Genomic DNA, 21,196 nt, shown 5'->3' with positions numbered 1-21,196 from the left:
TATATTGAATTTGATAAATATATATAAAAAAACACTCATCAACTGAGTGTTTTAAAAACTAATAAATAGATTGTGAAGGAGCTGTTGGCTTTTCTCCTACATAAGTTTGTCCATAAGTATCACTTGGATTATTTTCAATATCTTTTATTTCAGTTTTACAAACTATAAAATTTACTAGATTTGAAATAACACCAAGAAAGAAAATAGCTAATATAGGCATTATTAAATACAATGATTTATTTTTTGATTTAACTAACCTTGATGAGCAAACTATACTTTTAATGTTAAAAATAAGATTAATAATAAATGTTATCAAACTATATAAACCAATAATAGCAAATATTATAGTTGAAGATATTAGTGGTGTATCAGTTGTAGATGTATTTGGTGAATTTTCATATATATTATTATTGTTATTAACCACAGAATTTGCAATAAAAACAGAATTTAAAATTAAAAGTAAGATAAATACAATCACAAAAACAATTTGTCATGTAAGATTAAATTTCTCAATCTTTTTTAGTTTTTTTAATTTTTCTAGTTCTTCAGACATAAGACCTCTTTATAATTCTTATTAAACATTTAACAGTCAATTGAAAGAAACAATCAACAATTAACAAATTTTAATACTTTAAAAGTAAAAATAAATTAATATTAATCAATCAAATCCACCTATATTAATAGTAAAACAAATTCAATAAATTTACAAAACTAAATATATAATAAATAAAAAGCTTTTATTGTTTTGGGTTCAAAGTATGAATAGCATTAAATATATATTTACAGATTTAGATGGAACACTATTTAAATCAAGTAGTGAAAATGATAAGAAAATAGATCCAAAATTTGCACGTACAATTAATTCGCTTCCAAATTATGGAATAAATTTTTCTATTGCAACAGGACGTGATTATTTAAATGCAAAAAAAATACTAGAGTTAAATGGAATAAATAACTATGATTATATTATAGGTTGCAATGGAGCTCAAATATACAATAGAAGTTTGAATCAATTAATTTTTGTAAGAACTTTTACAGAACAAGAACACAACTATGCTATGAAAGCATTTGAATATATAGATAGAAAATATCCTAATCAATTATATATGTATGGATATTCATTAGGCAAGACATTAACACATATTACTTTTTATATAAAAGAAAATGAGAACATTAATGTATTACAAAGCACAAATTATATGCTTAATAGATTCAAAGAAACTGGTATTGGTTTATTAGTTAGAAGTTCTTTTTCTACATCTTTATTAAAAAATGCATATAAAATCACAATAGCATTTGTAGACTATAAAATGCCTATAGAAAAAAGATTGCATATAACATCAGATTTACAAGCTAAATTTCCAGATCTTTGATATTTAACAACTAGTACAATTGAAATTACTCCAAAAAATATTGATAAATATGCTGCAATTCAAATGATTAACAAAAAATATTATAAGGGAAATAATGAAGAATTTGCTGTCTTTGGAGATGGAGGAAATGATATATCTATGCTTTATAATTTCAACAACAGTTTTTCTAGACATGATACATATCCATTTGTAAAAAATGTTGCAAAAAATATTATCGAAAACAAAAGCTCATATTTTGTAGAAGATGTTATTAATAAAATTATTAAAGAAAAAAATAATTTTAATTAAAAAAGATGTTTGGTAAAAAACATCTTTTGCTCGATTGAAATATGAAGTGCAACACATATTGTAAAATATATGTGCACTTCATTTTTTTGTTTACATAAAATAGGACAAAAGAAAAAGGTGCCCTTATTTTTTCACAACAACGAGACACCCACTATGTTATACAACCATTTATCAGAAAAAGAAAGAGCATTAATTGAATTTATGTTCTACCAAGAAAAAAGATCTTTAAACTCAATTGCAAAAGAATTGAATAGACACAGATCTACAATATCAAGAGAATTAAAAAGAAATGAATCTTGTGGAATATATAATTCTAATAATGCTCATAAAAAATATTTAAATAGAAAATGAAATTCTCATGCTTTTTATCTTGATAGATACAAAAGTTTTACAGATCTATTTTTAGATAAATTTAAAAAAATAGATTATGGAGTTGAAGCCACTTGTCATTATATTAAAACAAATTATCCTTGTGTCAAAACACCAACTGCTAGACAAGTTTTTAATTGAATAAAATCCAATAGATGAAAATTAAAAAGATCAGATAGGCTTAGAAAAGGATATGTAAAAGGAAGAAAAAGACATAAAGGTATGTTTTCTAAATTTGATGAAAAATATGTATTTCCTTTTTGAGCTAGACCTTCTAAAATAGAAAAAAGAGAAGAATATGGACATTTTGAAGCAGATTTAATTATTGGAAAAAGAAAAGCTGGATATAGTAATTTGCTAACTCTAGTAGAAAGAGTTACAAGAATGACATATATTATTAAAGTCAAAAATAAAAATTCTTTTACAATAAATTCAACAATTAAAAAATTAGTTGAACAAAATAATTTAAAAGTAAAAACAATCACAATAGATAATGGAATTGAGTTTAATAAAATAGGAATCCTTTCCTATTGATTAAATTGCAAAATATATTATTGTGAACCATATGCTTCATTTCAAAGAGGAAGCAATGAAAATGCTAATGGTATTATTAGAAGATTTTATAAAAAAGGAACAGACTTTGATTTATTAACAGATGATGATGTAGTTAGACTACAAAATAGGATAAACCTCATGCCAAGAAAAATGTTTGGTTTTAAATCAAGTTATGAAATAAATAAACATTATATAGAAAGGTAATAAAAACTCATAACCATTTTATTGGCTATGAGTTATAAGTTGTGCTATTATGATGTTGCACTTCATATTTCATTTAGGGAAAAAAGATGTTTGGTAAAAAACATCTTTTTTTATTATTATAATTTGTTTCAATATTTATTCATCTTTTCATAATTTTTTATTATTTGGATTATATGTTCCAAATTTTTCAAGTCTTTCAATATCACTTTTCATATAAATAATTTTAACTAAATTACCAATGAAACCTATTAAAAATAAAGATAATAATGAAATGACTAAATAAAACATTCTACTTTTTCATATATCTAATTTTGATGTTATTTCAATACTTCTAATATTAAGAATAATCAATAAAATTATTGTAAAAATTCCATAAATTCCTAATAATGCAAACAATGCAATTCCAACTCCAATTTTTATATCACTTGTAAAATCAATTCTATTATATAAATATTGTTGTTGTGAATTAGAAAATACAAAAATAAGAAGAGAAGCAACAATAGAAATAATTATAAAAATAACAAAAAAAGTAACTGATAAAATAAATGATAACTTTTCTACAAGTAAAGCTTTTTTTAATGTATCTACTTCAACCATAGTTTCTCCTATACAACACTATAATCCAAAATAAGATTATTGAATAAATGATTATTAATTATATTATTGAATGTCATTTTATATTAATAAAAAATTAAAAATTCATAAAAAGAATCATGAATTTTTAATTAAATTTATCCTTTTTTAAACTTTGATTTCAAAACCTTTGTTCCAAAATAAATTAGAATACCAACCAAAATTGATACAAGAACTGTTCCAATTGAAATGACTGCAATATTGACAGGAGTTAATCCCTCCTTTGTATTATCTACAGTTAATATTGTAAATACCATTCCAAAAAAATTAATGAATCCAATTAATGATGCTATCACATATGCAAATAAAACACTTTTTCTTTCTTTATCTTTTTTTGACAATTCATCTTTTTGTCTAATTTCAATTATTAACATTTCAATTGAATTTTTTAAATCACTTAATTCATTTATTTTATAAACAATATTTTTAATTCCAGGCATCCCATAAAAACTATCATATCAATTAAAAATTAAATTCTCTAATGCCACTAATTTATTTTTGTGATATATGTCAATTTTATTTTGTACATCATAATTAAATTCTGACTCAATATGAATTCTTTTTCATAATCTTGCTTGTGCATAAATTTGTGATCAAAAATAATTTTCATAAAGTCCAGTATACATAGTTTCAGAATGCAATTCATTATACATAGTTTCTGTATTGTTTTTAATAATTAACATACTAGGTTCATTACTAATAAATGTAATGTAATCATAGTTTAACTCACATCTAGACTTTTCAATTTTCTCACCAAGTGATTCACTAATTTTAAATTTTTGTAATGAATTTTTATTAATAATATCTTCAAATTGTTTGTATTCAATAAAATATCCTGTAGATTCATCCATTCCAAAAAGTTCAGGAGAAATTGTTGTTAAATAAATCATTCTTAATTCATTATTTCTAGAAAATATTTCATATTCATTAATAAATGGTTCATTTTCTTTTCTATATAATTCAATAGTAACAATTGGTTTACCAAATGAATTCAAATCATAAGATTTTTGTTCATTAAGTGTGTCAATTATATCTTCATAACTTTTAATTTTATTTAATTTAACATTTCTATTTTTATCTGTGTAATTATCAAATAGAAAATGACCTATTTCATAAAAATCTGTTTCAGGATCTTGATTGGTATTTGAATTCATAAGTTGAGGTTTATCCAATAAACTTAAAATCATTTCAGGTTTTTCATTAGTAAAATATTTTTTTAACTCTTCATACAAAGACAACATTATAATTGTTACAATTAAAATTGAATAAAACATAGTATTTTCATAATATTCTTTTTTATCTTTAGTAATATTTAAAAAATTTAAATATTTTCTATTAATTAAATCAACCCAATTATCTTTTAAATTTTCAATTGAAACTTGTTTAAAATCAATATTATATTTAGCTTTTGATCATACTTTTCTCTTCTTGTGAGATGATTCAAAACTTTCAATCATATCCAACATATTATTTAAAGAAATTGGATATAATTGTTTTCCAATAAAGTGTTTAATTAATGAATACAAATATATATCTGAAATAACTTCTGGAAAACTTATTCCTAATTTATCATTAAAATTTTTATTAAGACTAAAACCACCAGAAAGCATTTTAGTATCATCTTCAAGAAAAAATGATAATTGAATATTGGATAAATACTTATGCAAATAAGAATTTTTATTAATATCAATAACAAACTCATATCTTCTGTCAATATTTGTATCACTTAAAACTTGAGAATCAGTTCCTTGAAGCAATTGTTTAATAAATAATTGATCTCCAAATTGATCTCTCTCTGCTGAATCAAATAATTCACAGTTATCTGTTCCTGTTTTAGAAGCAATTTTTCTAAGGGCAAGATTTAACATTAATTTAATTTTATTATTTTTTGTTAAACTATCTATTTCTGTAAACTTTTCTAATTCATCTTTATCAAAATTTTTTTTAATTTTTGGTAAAACTTTATTTACAAAATATCTATTAGGATGGTTTTTTAAACTAGTAAAAAACTTATCATTTATATCATCAATATAAAATGAAAAAATATTTTTTATTTTTAATCCATTAAACATTTTGTTATTAATATTTTTGTCTTTCATAGTCTAAACCTCCTTTTTCATTTTTCTTTTTTTAATAATAGGAGAAATTATTGAAAACAATAATATCAAAAGCATTATAAAAGAAATAAAGCATCCTGCAGCTATAGTAATTATATTTTCTAATAATAATCCTTTTGTTGTATCCTTTACAGTTAAAACTGTAAATACCATTGTTAAAAAATCTGTTATACCAAAAAGTGATGCTGCAATAAATGCAAAAGAAATATTTAATCTTTCTTTTGATTTTCCATATATTTTGTCTTCACGATTTATTTTTTTAGTTAATAATGAAATTGATTTATTTAATTGTTTAAATTCATCTATTTTTTTTATGACTTTTTTTATTTGTGGTAATCCATAAAAATCGTCATATCAATCAAAATGAAGTTGCTCAACTTGAAGAATATAACCTCTTAATAATTGAGGATATTTAACTTTATTTGTATTAAATTTCAATTCTAAATCTTTCATTTTGTAAATAATGGCATGTGCATAAATTTGTGATCACAAATAATTATTAAATAATTTTCTATTTGCATCATAATCATAGTTATTTTTTTTAGTTGAAATAAAATCAATTGGATTATTATTTTTTACAATTAAAAATGTTAAATCTTGATTTAAAAAAGAAACATAGTCATAATTTCATTCACAAATTGTTTGGTCAATTTTTTCATTTAAAACATCTTTTCAATTCTCTAAATTATAATTAATGTTTGATAGCATAGTATTCAATTCACTGTAATTAATAAAATTATGATTATTGTGATGTATACCAAATATTTGTGGATCCATTGTCATTAAAAATAATGTTTTTAATTCAACACTATTCATAAATACATCATCATCTTCATCTAAAAAAGGTATATCACTATTTCTAATAATTTCATAACTTAATAATGGCTCACCAAAATACAAATTTTCTATTTTATCAAATTTTATTAATGCTTGAATTGCATCGTCTGCATCAAGAATTTTTTTCAAATTCATTTTTTCAAAGTTAAAATAATTCTTTTTTAAAAATGCAAATAATTCAAAAAAATCTTCAGTGTAGTTTTGATTATCATTATCATTTGTTGTTAATACTCTTTTTAATAAAGGACCATAAATTTCAGGTTCATTATGTCTAAAATAGATTTTAAGTTCTTCAAATACAGCTAAAGAAATCATCAATGTATTCATCAAAGAATAAAATAGCTCATTTAATAAATATTTTCCCAACTTTTCACTATAGTTTGATTTATTAAGTATCTTTTTAGTAATTAATTCTTTTCATGAGTTTCTTAAAGATTCAAGAGTTATATTTTTTTCATAATTTTGTTTTGTAACAAATTTTCTTTTTTTGTTTTGATTATTATTAGTATCATTATCAAAAATACTTATAATGTTGTTTAAACTAATATCCTTAATCTCTCTTGTTAAATAATATTTAATTAAATTTGTTATATAAACCTTTTCATTGACATCTTCTTGATTAGTAGGTTTATTATCATTACCTCAATTTCAAGAAACACCACCTGATACCATTTTATTTTTTTCATCTAAATAGAAAGAAAATTGAATTTGTTCTACATAATTAAATAAATATGATCTTTTATCAATATCTATTGCATAAATATATCTTCTATCTTTTTGAACATTACCTATTACATTAAAATCATATATTTCATTTTTCTCTTCAACATAAATTGGTTGATTATTTTTATCTATATCTTTTTCAACAAATAAATCATATTTATCTGTTCCTGTTTTAGAAACTATTTTTTTTATAATTCTATTAATTAAAAGTAATAATGTATTGTGGCTTGAAATATCTTCAATTTCTTTAAGTTTTTTAAGTTCTTCAATTTTTAAATTATTAAGTCTTGATGCTATTTTTCTGTTAAAGGATTTATTATTATATTTATTAATTGAACTAAAAAAATTATCATTAATATTATCAATATAAAAAGGGAATATTGTTCTTACCTTTAGGTCATTAACAAATTTTTTAATTTCTTTTACCATGTTAACCCCCTAAAAATCCATTATTAATTTTACACTAATTGAGATACAAAAAACAAAAAAGGAAAATCAAACACAAATAATAAACACTTATCTTAATAAATTTTATGATTCATAAATTAACAATTAACTAATATATATTAATTTGAATTACAATTACATATTATGAAAAAAGAATTAGTTAGAGTTTATGACAAAGAACAAAATATGTTTTCTGAATATATTGATAGAAGACTTTTACCAATAAAAGGTTTTTATTTCCATCTTGTAAATATCTGAATTATTATAGAAAAACAGAAAAAAATTTTAATTCAAAAAAGAAGTAAAAATAAATCACTTTTCCCAAATTTATATGAATGTGTTGCAGGTGCTGTAACTCTTGATGAAACTATTTTACAGGCTGCAATTAGAGAAGTAAAAGAAGAATTAGACATAGATTTGCAACCACATCAATTGAATAAAATATTATTCAATGTTGATAATAAAATTTGTTATTTTATGACAACATATTTTGTTAAATTAGATCAATTAGATTTGTCTAAAATTAATTTTAATAATAATGAAATTGATGAAATAAAACTTGTTGATTTTAGAAAATTTAAAGAAATGCTAAAATCAAATTTATTTACATATGACATAAAAAAAAGATTTAAGAAACTTAAACCTTTTTTTAAAACATATTTAAAATAACAAAAATAATTATTTAATTTCTATTTTCAAGTTCTCATTGTTCATTTCTAAATCTTAAATCTGGTAAAAAAATGTATTTTACAACTCTATTAGCAAGTTTTAAGACATTAGCCAATATACTTGACCCTAAATTTTCATATTTAGGATTTAAAAATTCTATTCTTAAAATTTCTTTTGATATTCCATTAGAAACAACTTTACCATTTTTAGAAACAAATGTTTCAAACATTCTAAATTTAACAAAAGCAACTTGTTCTGTTTTTGTTTCCACATTAATAAATATAAAAACATCATCACTATTAATTGCACTATAAGAATAAGTAACTCTTTCATCTTCAATTGAAAATGTATCTTTTCATAGTTTTAAAAAATAGTCTTCATTTAGTAATTTTATATTTACATATTCTTGACATCTTACTTTTTCAAAATATTCATTATCAATTGAAATTATGTTTAATAAAGAATTATATGCTCTAAATGTTGCATTTCTTATTCTAGATGTAAAAGTGTTGTAATCATCTTTATTATTTAAATCAATACCTTCAAATATTAAACGATATTCACTATTTGTCTTAAAAGTTAGAATTTTAAATTTATGAATAACTTCTTCCTTATTTCCTAAAATAGAAATATTTTTCTCTTTGCCCAAACATAATCATTCATATAAATAAACTAATAATAGAATTTCATCCATCATTTCAAAACTTACACGATTATTAAAAAAGTCATTTGAATTGTTTAAATACTTAACAATTTTTACCAAATTTGATAAATTAAATTCATATGAACCACCATTAACTTTAATGGCATTAGAAATAATTTCATTGTATTGTTTTTCTAATGCTGGAATTAATTCTTTTTTTTCATCTAACTTAGCATTTTTAATTTCTAATAACTTAATATGAAGTCTTTTTCATTGTTCAAAAATGTTGATACCACCATTTTTTAAATTGTTTGCAATAATGTTGTTCATTTTAAACCTCAAATTCCTTCAATCATATAAATTATATAATATTTTAAAAACAAATTTTAGTAGTTATAAACAGTTTTTTACATATTATTGCAAGATATTAATGTTTTTTATTATTATGATGTGCATCAGGAACTTTTATAAACTTAAAAATTAATGAATTGATATTCACTGTTATATCACTCAACATCATAATGTACACACCAACAATTGCTGGAATAAACCCTAAAATAGCTAAAGGAACTGTAATTAAATTATATCCAAATGCTCAAATTAAATTTGTAATAATCGCAATTCTTGTTTGCTTTGCAATAACAATAGCTTTATAAATACTATTGATATTTAAATAAACTAAATTAACATCAGCAACTGATTTTGCTGATTCATTATCTTGTGTTATAGAAAAAGATAAATCCGATTGCTTTAAGGCTTCAAGATCATTTATTCCATCTCCAACATAAACAATTTGTTTATTGTCTTTTTGCATCTCTTTAATTATATTTGCTTTTTTATTTGGAGATATTTCATAATAAATTTCATTAATATTTAATTTATTACCAATATTATAAGCATTTTCTTTACTATCTCCTGTAATCATAGCAATATCAATTTTCATTTTTCTAAATTTTTCAATAACAAAAATAGCATCTTCTCTTACTTCATCTTCAAGAAAAATAATATTTTTAATCATCTTATTTTTGACATATACTACAATCACTTGTAATAATTGAGTATTACTAAAAGAATCTATATATTTTTTATAATCTTTCTCCATGTTATTTTCAAATTTAAAATTCTTTTCAAAAGCATATTTTAAAGAACAAATATACTCATTATTTTTTTTGTCATAAACACCAACACCAGCTATTTCTTCAAAGTTATAACTCAATTCTTTATTTGATTTTTTTACATAATTATTATTTATACAATAATTAACTATTGCTTTAGCAAGAGGATGAAAGGATATTTTTTCCATTTCGTATATTTTATTTAAATTATTTGTAGAACCAATTATTTTACTTACTTTAAGATTTCCAGTTGTTAAAGTTCCTGTTTTGTCAAAAACAACCTTATTAATTCTTTTAATTTTTTCAAAAACTTCTGAATTATTAAAAATAATTCCATTTTTTGCACCTTTACTTATTCCAATTAAACTTGCAAGTGGAGATGCTATTCCTAATGCACATGGACAACTTATAGTTAAAGTTGCAATAAAAAAATATAGTCCTTTTTGAGCTCTAATCTCTCAAGTATTTCCATTTATTCAATCTAAATTAACATTCCCAAATAATCCTGAATTATTTGAAATGTCTAAAATATTAGGCACAAACATCTGTAATAAAAATGCAAGAATTGCTGACAATATTATTACTGGTGTAAAAAATTTTGCTACAATATCAATCATTCTTTGTGTTTTGTTTTTTGAATTCTCAATTTTTTTAACATTATTTATTATTGAACTTAAAATTGAATTTGTTTGAAGTGATTTTACTATAATAATAATATCAGTTGATAAGTTAATTGTTCCCCCAATTACTCTATCACCTACATTTTTATAAACACTTTTTGTTTCACCTGTTAATAATGCTTCATCAACATCTGTTGGTTTATCATAAATAATTCCATCAATCGGAATTTTTGTTCCCTTTTTTACATAAACTAAATCATTTATTTTTAGTGCTGAAGAATCTACTTCTTCATATGTATTTTTACTTTCATTAAATAAAATTGCTTTAGGAACTAACAACAAAGATAAATTATTAATATCTTGATTAGATTTATCTCTAATTTTTTTAGCAATATATTCACCTGCATTAACAATAGCAATTATAGTTGCACCAACCTCATAAAAAGACATTATATGAGGTAAATTTCCTGTTCTTGCAAATATTACTGTTTTATAAATTAATAAGTAGGTACTATATACATATGAGACAGAAGTACTTAATGTAATTAATGTTGACATTCCAATAGACTTATATTTAAAAATTTCAATTATGCACCATTTATAGTATTCTTTACCAAAGTAAAAAATAACAATTGTTGCTATTGCAAAAGCTAATCAATCATAATAAAGTGGTAGGTGTATTCCACTAATCATTGTAACCATTTCAATCACCATTAAAGGCACTGATAATAATAATGGGATAATCATATTTATGAATTCAGAATATTTTTTTAAAATATTTATTTTATTTTTATCATTCATATTACTCCTAAAATTATAAAAAAATTAAAAAAATAAGTTATATTATGAAAGTTATGATTAATATAAATTTTATTATCACAACATGTAAATAAATTATAGACTATTAAAATCAAAAGAAATAAAATAAATTAATATAATTTTTATAAAAATAGAAAAAAATCTATAGTAAATAAATACTATAGATTTTTTAACTCAATTTAATTTAATTAACACATTAGTTAAATATTGCATTAGATAAAAGCACAGTAACTTCATGAACATCAGGAACACCATCTTCAAAAGCATGTTGATCCATAGGTGTTACTGTATAAATCAATGAACCTCTTTTAATATCTTGATTTCAAGATATTCCACCTGTTTCAATACCCTTAAAAATGAAATCTACATTTGCAAAATTAGCTGTATCACTTTTCATGTCATTAATAGCATTTTGAATAGCTACTTTACCATTGGTATTTAATCATGCCTTAAAATTTTCTAAACTTCCTTGAAGTTTAGTAGTATATCTACCAGTATTAGTAGTATTACTAATAAACTTAGCATCTTTTGGTAAAGGTTGACCAGGAGTTATAGTTAATCCTTCAATAGCAATTTTCTTAGTTGTGTTTGTACCATCAATTCAGTAGTGTCCAGTTGTTGGAGTTGCATCAAAGTAAAGTGCTGTATTATTTTCATTTAAAGTAGGATTTGCAAACATTGTGTTGAATATTTGTGTTGTTTGTCCAATTAAATCACTATTTAAATTTATTGCACTTGTTGATGAAGTTGTAGTTACAGTAGTTTCAACAAAACCAAGTTTTGCAACAACATTTTCAGGAGTAATATCAGGAGAATCTAAAGTGATTTCTTTAGTAAATGTTGTAGGTAAAACTACTGTGCTATCAATACCAATATTGTAATCTAAAGTTATTGTAGCTTCTTTTGATTCTACTATTTGTGGGTTTTTACTTACAATGCTAACTTTTGATGAATCTACAACTAAGTTTAGATCAGAAACTGGAAGTTTTAGATTAAGATTCTTAGCAGTTCCAGATGCTGGTGTTTCACTAACATTTATATTTACATAATCTTTATTAGCATCAAGTCCTATTTGACTTGCTTCTACTAAAGAATATGTCATATTTTGAGCATCAGTTCTATTAGCTTGACTCATTATTTCTTTTAATTTATTTGCATCCAATTTTGTTTTTAAATCTTTTGCACTTGAAACATTAATCTCAGGAGAATTAATGTCATAGTAAACAACTTCAGTTTGAGCAGTATTTCATGTATCAACTGGAGTTGTTCCACCTCATGTTAAATCACCAGATGGTGTTTCTGTTGAAATTTGAATTTCTGTGTTATCTTTTTGTTCTTGAGTAAATTTATCATAATTTGTAATTAATTGTTTTTTCAATTCATCACTACTGTTAACCTTGTTGTTGAATAATTCTCCAACATTAACTAATTGTCCTTGATTATCAAATAAATCTGCAACAGATCCAACTGTTTCAAAATTATTAGCAACTTCTGGTACAACTTTTGTTGTACTAGGGTTTTCAGGATTATTAGGATTGTCTGGGTTAGTAGGTGAATTAGTGCTAGTCGAACAACTAGTTAAGATAACAGGAGTAATAATTGCAAATCCTGCTATACCCAAAGTGGCAAGCAAGATTTTCTTACTAATTTTTTTCATATATACATTATCTCGTTTCTTATTTAATTTTCTTCAACACACTATCACCTTATCAAAAAAAAAAAAAGTCAAGTCCTACAGAATTATTTTTAAAAATAATTAACAATTTTATTAAATGAAATAATAAAAAATCTATAACATTAAGTTATAGATCCCTGAATGAAATATGAAGTGCAACATCATAATAGCACAACTTATAACTCATAGCCAATAAAATGGTTATGAGTTTTTATTACCTTTCTATATAATGTTTATTTATTTCATGACTTGATTTAAAACCAAACATTTTTCTTGGCATGAAGTTTATCCTATTTTGTAGTCTAACTACATCATCATCTGTTAATAAATCAAAGTTTGTTCCTTTTTTATAAAATCTTCTAATAATACCATTAGCATTTTCATTGCTTCCTCTTTGAAATGAAGCATATGGTTCACAATAATAAATTTTGCAATTTAATCAATAGGCAAGGATTCCTATTTTATTAAACTCAATTCCATTATCTATTGTGATTGTTTTTACTTCTAAATTATTTTCTTCAACCAATTTTTTAATTGTTGAATTTATTGTAAAAGAATTTTTATTTTTGACTTTAATAATATATGTCATTCTTGTAACTCTTTCTACTAGAGTTAGCAAATTACTATATCCAGCTTTTCTTTTTCCAATAATTAAATCTGCTTCAAAATGTCCATACTCTTCTCTTTTTTCTATTTTAGAAGGTCTAGCTCAAAAAGGAAATACATATTTTTCATCAAATTTAGAAAACATACCTTTATGTCTTTTTCTTCCTTTTACATATCCTTTTCTGAGTCTATCTGATCTTTTTAATTTTCATCTACTGGATTTTATTCAATTAAAAACCTGTCTAGAACTTGGTGTTTTGACACAAGGATAATTTTTTTTAATATAATGACAAGTTGCTTCAACTCCATGATCTATTTTTCTAAATTTATCTAAAAATAGATCTGTAAAGCTTTTGTATCTATCAAGATAAAAAGCATGAGAATTTCATTTTCTATTTAAATATTTTTTATGAGCATTATTAGAATTATATATTCCACAAGATTCATTTCTTTTTAATTCTCTTGATATTGTAGATCTATGTCTATTCAATTCTTTTGCAATTGAATTTAAAAGATCTTCTTCTTGGTAGAACATAAATTCAATTAATGCTCTTTCTTTTTCTGATAAATGGTTGTATAACATAGTGGGTGTCTCGTTGTTGTGAAAAAATAAGGGCACCTTTTTCTTTTGTCCTATTTTATGTAAACAAAAAAATGAAGTGCACATATATTTTACAATATGTGTTGCACTTCATATTTCAATCGAGCATCTATAACATTAAGTTATAGATTTATTTAATTTAAATTCATTTTTTAGGTTCTTTTTTAGTGTTGTTAATTAATTCTTCTTTAACAACTTCTTTTGATCCTAATCCTAGAATTGAAGAAGATTCAACAACAATTTCTTTAGATCCTAAATATTTTTTTGACTTATTAACAATTGGTCTTATAAATTTTTTATCATTTAGTTTCTTTGCATTCTTTGTTCTTATAACTATAAAAATAAATAAAATTAATAATGATAAACCTAAAACAGTAATAATTATAAATGGTAAAAATTCTAACATAGGAGATGAAGGAATTTTAAAACCTTGAATAGTTACTTGTTTATGAATAGAACCTACAGCAGTATTTTGGGCTTCGTTTGATTTTAAATTTATCAAACTATTTTTATTATTTTTATCAACTGATATTCCTGGAGTAAACTCTACTTGAACAACAACTGTCCCCTCAGTTAAATTGCTAAGTGGTTTTGAAATATTTGGTATATAGCTATCAGTATATGAAAATAATCCTAAAATATTATCCTTATAATTTTCATAATTGTCTGTAAATTCATTAGCTGTCATTGAATTTGTAACACCATTTCATTGATTAACATCCAAATTAATAACAATGTTATTATCGCTGTCCATTGTTGCATTATCTAATTTTTCTATTGTTGAAGAATTTCAATTTACATCATATTTTTCCATTTCAACTTTTTGAATTAATTTAAAAGGATAAACAGTAGGATAAAGTTGTTTTATTTTATTTTCATATGTTGCATCAAAAACAACATTTTGATTGCCAACTTTATCTACTAATTTAGAACCTTGTTTAATTGTTACATCAAAACGTAGCTCTCCATCAGTATCTGCTGTAGCAAGATTTGTTATATTCAAAATCAAATCATCTTTATTAAGAGTTACAGGGTTTGATAATGATTTATAAATTAAATTTCTTGAAAGTGTTAATGCATCATTATTATCAACTGCTGTTTTATACTCATTTCATATACCTGATGGTGTTTTACCAACACTGCTTGATTTTGGTATATTTGCAATTGTTGGTCTTTTAGTAAATAAACTTGCAGTATTTTTTAATCCAGAAATTACAAGAGGACTTGATATAATATTTTTTTTGTCTTCAGGAACTGGTTGATGTAATTGTTTTGTATATTTTAATTCACTAATAGTTAATGTTCCATTCAAATCATCTGAAGTATAATTACAAGTTCAATCAGTTGATGCTTTAGAATATGCTGCACCTAAATTAACAACTTGATTAATAATGTCATCAAATGTTATTTGTGATGGATATTTTGTTTTTAAACTATCAGTAGCTGCAGAATTAACTGTAAAATTATAACCTGATAAAGATAAGAACCCAGTAAATGTATATGTTCTTGTTATTATTGATGAGAAAGAAGTAATTCCTGTTGGAAATTGATCTGCTGGTAATCTAACAGTTACTGTCAATGCATCTTTATCTGTTGATACAGAAGTTGTTATATGAGTGTCAGTTAATGTTAATTTTGTATTATTCTTAGTTGTTATGTCATATTTAATAAAATTTTGTAATATTTCTGCTTTTGTTACTTGATCTGCATATTTAGTAGTTTTCAATTGATTAATTGCTTGATACTTTGTATTATCAACAGATGGTGAATTAACAAAAGCTAAATTAATATTACTAAGTGCATAAAAACCTTCAACTTTTACATGTATATAAAAAGTTGTTCTAGAAGCAGAATTTCATCATGAAACAGTTTCTACTTTATAATCAAATTCTAAAATACCGTTATCTGGATTATTAGTTCTATTTGCTATTGAAATTGTATATGTTGACTTTAAAGTACTATTACTAAAACCAAGTAAACTAACTAATTCAGCATCAGTTACACTATTAACAATTTTTGATGTATAAATTCCATTGCTTTTAATAGCATTAACAGGGTCTGTATATTTGTTAAATGATAAATCAATAGGATTAGATCATGTAGTTCCTGTTAAGTGTTCTCTTTTAATAGCCCCACCAGTACTAGTTGTATCAATGTAAACATATGCAGCACCATTTGTTCCACTAACTGGTGCAAACAATCAAGGTTTAGCCTTTTGAGCTTCAGTTGTTGATGATTTAATAGTTGTGAATACTGGTGATGCAGAATTAGATAAATCTATTTGACCAAAAATAGTGTTTAAAGATGTTTGTTTAGATGAGTAAAACACCTTTGTTCCTTCTACTGTAACAACTGCTGGTTGTTCTACTCCAGTTGATGAAGAATTATTTAATTTTGTTGTAGTTAATCTTCCTGTAGAATTATTATATGCAACATAAATAAAACCTGAAGTTTCTCGAGTATGTCCATGCATAGGTATCAATATATTCATTGCATTGTTAGACAATGTATTTCTATCCCCTAAATAAAATCCTTGTTTATATGTAGCATTAAATAACTCATTTTTTTGTTGGTCAGTTCATCCATTTAGATAAAATTGATCTTGGTTAATAGTAAATTTTGCTATAGCTTGACCAACATATCAATTTTTAAATTGATTATTTATGACATAAATTGCAAATCTTTGACTAGTAGGAATAAATGTAAATAAAAAGTTTTTATTTGTCCCTTTTGCACCAGGAGTAATACTTAATATTTTTTCATCCAAATTTGTTGTAGCTTGAGTGTTTTGTAAATCTAAACCGCTAATTCCTTGTGCATTGATTGAAACTAATGTCACTTTTCTCAAAGTATCTCTTGATTCTCCTCCCATAGGAAGAGCAAAATATGTTCCTTGCTCAGAAGCTGGAGCTATAGCATTTACCTCATTAGGAAGTTTTATAATATTTCTAGCTGGGATAGGATTACCAAAACTATCAACTCTTGGACAATATATTTCACCATTGCTCATATTTAATGCAAATGTTATTGCTGGTTGATTAGTATCTGTTGATCGCAATAATACAGCCAAATAGTCATTATCAATTTTTGATCAACTTTCTACTGTATAGTTAGATGTATCAGTAACTTGATTTGTTTGAAGAAAACTTTTAACTAATTCAATTTCTGTAACTTTATTTGATCAAGCAATCAACCCATTATAACTTGTTAAAATAATTGTTTTTTTATCCTTTGATAATCCTAGAAATCCTACTGAATTACTTACTACTTGATGCATTGGACTTGAAAACATTGGATCATAATCTGAATAACTATTTATAGCATCAAGACCACTTATTATCCTTGAGTTATTACTTGCATTATTTGTAGCAGTTGAATCATTTAATTTATTATTTTTTACACTATCAACAGCAAGTAAACTATTGTTTTGCTTAACTAATGCAAATGCTGATGTATATCCCAAAGATATAGGAATAAGTGTAAGACATCCTATAGATAATATTCTTTTAAACCTACTAATTTTTCTTCTCATCATAATAAATTACTCTTACCTTTTCTTATATTTGCTATTTGTTCCTTGAAATCTATTAACAACAAGATTACTATTCTTGTTATTTAAATTATTAAGTGAGTCCTTATTGTTGTCTTTAACAACTGATTCAACCACTACATATTTTTCTTTTCTCTGTTCAAGTAATTTTTGTGATTGAAAATTTTTCTTTTTATTTTTTTGTATTTTTTTAGTTCTTAAAAAAATATATGTAATACTAATAATTAATGCCAATGCAATAATTAATGATAGTAGAATAGGAATTATAATTGCAAATTTTGAAGTTGGCAATTTAAAACCTACAATAATTATTTCTTTAGTAGAACTGACATTTCTTGTTGTGCTATTATTAAGATTTATTTCACTTGCTTGATTTGTAGTTTTATTTATAAAATCTATTCTTATAGTTACAATCCCCTGTTCATAATTTGAAATAGGATCTGAAAACTGTATTTCATAATTATCAGAATAATTAAACAATTGAACAATTGCTGTTTTATATTGAACAGGATTTAACAAGAATTCATCAACAGTCATTGTTCTATTAATTAATTGTCAATTTTGCTCATCTAAATTTATAGTTAATCTTTCAACTCCATTTTCAATATCATGTCTAAATCCAGAACCTTCTGGAATATTTCATTCAAAATATTCATTTAAAGAATCAACTTGTCATTCTGCTCTAAAAGGATAATAATTTTTATTTGGATTTTTATTTATTAAATTATTTTCAACATCTTTGCTAAAAACTAAATCATTACCTTTATATTTTATATTTAATGTTGCACCTTCTTTAATTCTTATATTAAAAATTAATTTTTTCTCTTGATTAGCTGTATTTAAATTTAAAGGTGTAAACACTAAATCACTTGGAGATTTTACCAAACTAAAATCTACATTATTGTATAAAAGTGTACTAATAATTTCATTATTATTTCCTGAAGTAATGGCTTCATTTCATTCATTTCAAGCATCAACTGGTGTCATTGTTCCAGCAACACTTGTTGGAACATTTTTTAAAACAGGAGATACATTAAAACTTGATAGTATTTTTTTAAAATTATTATATGTTTTTTGATTATTCAAACCTATTATTTCTCTTTTTGAACTAGATAAAGAAGTTGGCACACCTTCTGTTCTTTTGTAATACAATTTAGTTATTTTAAATGTTCCTAAATAATCATCATAAGTATATTCATAATCTCAATTTTCCCTAGATGTATAATATGAATAACCAGATGATTTAAAATCTATAAAACTTGACATCACATTTTCAAAAGTAATTTCAGAAGGAAATTTTGACTTAAGCAATGTAACAGAAGCATCATTGTCATTTAAAATTCTTGCATCATATCCTTCTAATTTACTAAACCCTTTAAAAGAAGCTGTATAAGTTAAATTAGTGAATCCTGTTGGAAAACTTCCAGCTGGTAATTTAAGAGTAACTTTTAAAGTATAATCATTTTCTAATGATTCTAATGTGATATAAGATTCTTGCAGTTGTAATTTATTGCCATTTTTATCTGTAATATTTGCAACAATGAAATTATCTAAAACTTCTCTTTTTGTGATTATATTAGCTGATTTTTTCTCTTTTAATTTTTCAATCTCTGCATATTTTGTAGGATCTATATTTTCACTTACAACAAAAGCTACATTAACATTTGAAAGTGTATACATGCCATCGATAAAAATAGGAATATCAAATGATTGGGTAACAGAATCACTTCATCAAGCTTTATACTTAACAACATACTTAAATGACAATGTACCTTTATTATTATCAGAATTCATTGATAATACTTCAACTGTATAACCTGAAGAATTACCCACAAATACTAAATGGTTTTTTAATGAAGATGTAGTAACACTTGAAGCCATTGTTCCCTTCATGATATTTGTATCAGCTTTAATATTTGCTACAGGATCTTGATATTTAGCAAATGCAAGCTCAGTTTCTGGTGCTGTTGTGTTGTCTGTTTTTATATAATTTTTAACCACTTTATTTTCATTGTTAATAGCAACAAAAGCAGAACTTGTACCACTATTAATAACAGGAGACATTAATCATGGCTTATTAATAGTTATACTTCCTTTAGCTTTCAAAGTTTGATAAGTCATTGTAGATGCTGATACATCAATATAACTAATTATTGAATCATCTGATGCTGATAATGAAAAATATATTTTATTATTTGTATAGTCAAAAATTGCATTTGATATAACATCATTTGGTTTAGATGTTGAAATATCAAATTCAGTTTTTGAAAATGATTTAGACGATACATTATAAGTTACTAAATGTAATTTTGTTGAACTACCTGGAACTAAGTAAACAAATTTTGGAGTATTAACACCAGCACTATTTGTAGTACAAGAAAAACCATATTTTATTATTTGGTTTTCAGTAAAAGATGAAGTTGCTGTAAATACACTTAAATCTTGACTAACTTTTTGACTACTAGAATTTAAAATATTATTTAAATTTTGATCTACAGCAACAGTATAAATAGTTCCATCTGATTTTTTAAATTGAAAAAAATCAACTGTAGAAGATGTTGAAAGAAAGCCTGGTGTAAATCCTACAAAAGAATCAGTTTCGTTCAAACCAATTGAAGAAATATTAGGTTGCATAGAACTAATATTTGTATTTGTTAATGTAACAATTTGTGCTTTAGATGAAATATCACTTGAAGTTGTTCCACCAATTGCTAAGATTTTTGACCTACTTGTTTTATAAAGTGTAGTTTGCCCATTTCCAACATATGCCATATTCCCCACATATGTATTTGAAGAATTAGGATTAGCTATTGAATATGGAGTAAAAACAATACCAGTTGCAGCATCTAAAAATAGCACTATTTGATTTTCATTTGTTGGTGTTCCAAATAAAATTGAAATATATTCTTGGCTACCTAATGTAACATTAACTCAACCATTGATAGTATATGTTGATATATCATTGATGCCTTTATTTGCATAAAAATCTTTAACTAATTGTATTTGTGATATTGTACTTGATCAAACAATCACTCCACTATAACTTGTTAAAATTGCTGTTTTACTATCTTTTGTTTTTCCTAAAAAACCTATTTTAGTAGAAATAGATTGAAAAGTAGTTGTATTAACAATTGAATCATAATCTGTAAAGTTATTAATAGAATTAATTGAAGTTGCAGCATTGCTGCTTAAATGATTAGTTTGAATTGTTTGTAAATTAATATCATTAATACTATTCAATGGTACAAAAGGAAAAATACCAATTAATGAAATAATTGGTAAAGCAAATATTGAATAAAATATTTTTTTTGCTTTAAATCTAGTCATATTTTTCCTTTTTAAATATTTGTAT

13 protein-coding genes are annotated in these 21,196 nt (G+C 23.6%); 3 read left to right on the top strand and 10 right to left on the bottom strand.

Annotated elements, in window-relative coordinates:
• Positions 1-58: 58 nt before the first annotated feature.
• Complete coding sequence (locus ACLFO7_RS01480) at positions 59-553, bottom strand: hypothetical protein (RefSeq protein ID WP_412032582.1); 495 nt, start codon at positions 551-553, stop codon at positions 59-61.
• A 205-nt stretch (positions 554-758) separates the two neighbouring features.
• Here ACLFO7_RS01480 and ACLFO7_RS01475 point away from each other — a divergent pair, with 205 nt between their 5' ends.
• Both ACLFO7_RS01475 and ACLFO7_RS01470 read left to right on the top strand, forming a co-directional pair.
• Positions 759-1,661, top strand: a complete 903-nt coding sequence (locus ACLFO7_RS01475) for an HAD-IIB family hydrolase (RefSeq protein ID WP_412032581.1) — start codon at positions 759-761, stop codon at positions 1,659-1,661.
• Between the two features lie 153 nt (positions 1,662-1,814).
• Complete coding sequence (locus ACLFO7_RS01470; protein WP_412032580.1) at positions 1,815-2,789, top strand: IS30 family transposase; 975 nt, start codon at positions 1,815-1,817, stop codon at positions 2,787-2,789.
• 135 nt (positions 2,790-2,924) lie between these two features.
• Here ACLFO7_RS01470 and ACLFO7_RS01465 read toward each other — a convergent pair whose 3' ends face one another.
• From ACLFO7_RS01465 to ACLFO7_RS01455, 3 genes are all read right to left on the bottom strand, one after another.
• On the bottom strand, positions 2,925-3,386 hold the full coding sequence (locus ACLFO7_RS01465; RefSeq protein WP_412032579.1) for a hypothetical protein: 462 nt from the start codon (positions 3,384-3,386) through the stop codon (positions 2,925-2,927).
• Positions 3,387-3,520: 134 nt separating this feature from the next.
• A complete protein-coding gene (locus ACLFO7_RS01460) occupies positions 3,521-5,521 on the bottom strand; it encodes an MPN338 family protein (RefSeq protein WP_412032578.1) in 2,001 nt (666 codons plus the stop codon).
• A 3-nt stretch (positions 5,522-5,524) separates the two neighbouring features.
• Complete coding sequence (locus ACLFO7_RS01455) at positions 5,525-7,528, bottom strand: MPN338 family protein (RefSeq protein ID WP_412032577.1); 2,004 nt, start codon at positions 7,526-7,528, stop codon at positions 5,525-5,527.
• A 162-nt stretch (positions 7,529-7,690) separates the two neighbouring features.
• Between ACLFO7_RS01455 and ACLFO7_RS01450 the strand changes: the two genes are divergently transcribed.
• A complete protein-coding gene (locus ACLFO7_RS01450; protein ID WP_412032576.1) occupies positions 7,691-8,215 on the top strand; it encodes an NUDIX domain-containing protein in 525 nt (174 codons plus the stop codon).
• Between the two features lie 13 nt (positions 8,216-8,228).
• On the opposite strand, the gene ACLFO7_RS01445 is transcribed toward ACLFO7_RS01450, so the two are convergent.
• From ACLFO7_RS01445 to ACLFO7_RS01420, 6 genes are all read right to left on the bottom strand, one after another.
• Positions 8,229-9,188 (bottom strand): hypothetical protein, encoded by a 960-nt coding sequence (locus ACLFO7_RS01445; protein ID WP_412032575.1) that lies wholly within the window; start codon positions 9,186-9,188, stop codon positions 8,229-8,231.
• 97 nt (positions 9,189-9,285) lie between these two features.
• Entirely contained in the window at positions 9,286-11,394 is a 2,109-nt protein-coding gene (locus ACLFO7_RS01440) for a heavy metal translocating P-type ATPase (protein WP_412032574.1), read from the bottom strand.
• Positions 11,395-11,608: 214 nt separating this feature from the next.
• Complete coding sequence (locus tag ACLFO7_RS01435; protein ID WP_412032573.1) at positions 11,609-13,069, bottom strand: P35 family lipoprotein; 1,461 nt, start codon at positions 13,067-13,069, stop codon at positions 11,609-11,611.
• A gap of 232 nt (positions 13,070-13,301) precedes the next feature.
• On the bottom strand, positions 13,302-14,276 hold the full coding sequence (locus ACLFO7_RS01430; RefSeq protein WP_412032572.1) for an IS30 family transposase: 975 nt from the start codon (positions 14,274-14,276) through the stop codon (positions 13,302-13,304).
• A 157-nt stretch (positions 14,277-14,433) separates the two neighbouring features.
• The gene (locus ACLFO7_RS01425; RefSeq protein ID WP_412032571.1) at positions 14,434-17,829 is read right to left on the bottom strand and encodes a hypothetical protein; all 3,396 of its coding nucleotides are present in this window, start codon (positions 17,827-17,829) and stop codon (positions 14,434-14,436) included.
• A gap of 12 nt (positions 17,830-17,841) precedes the next feature.
• Positions 17,842-21,171, bottom strand: a complete 3,330-nt coding sequence (locus ACLFO7_RS01420) for a hypothetical protein (protein ID WP_412032570.1) — start codon at positions 21,169-21,171, stop codon at positions 17,842-17,844.
• Positions 21,172-21,196 lie beyond the last annotated feature (25 nt).

The sequence above is a fragment of the Malacoplasma muris genome (genome assembly GCF_046774425.1).
Lineage (GTDB): Bacteria > Bacillota_I > Bacilli_A > Mycoplasmatales > Mycoplasmoidaceae > Malacoplasma > Malacoplasma muris.
This window is presented reverse-complemented; position numbering and strand designations above follow the sequence as displayed.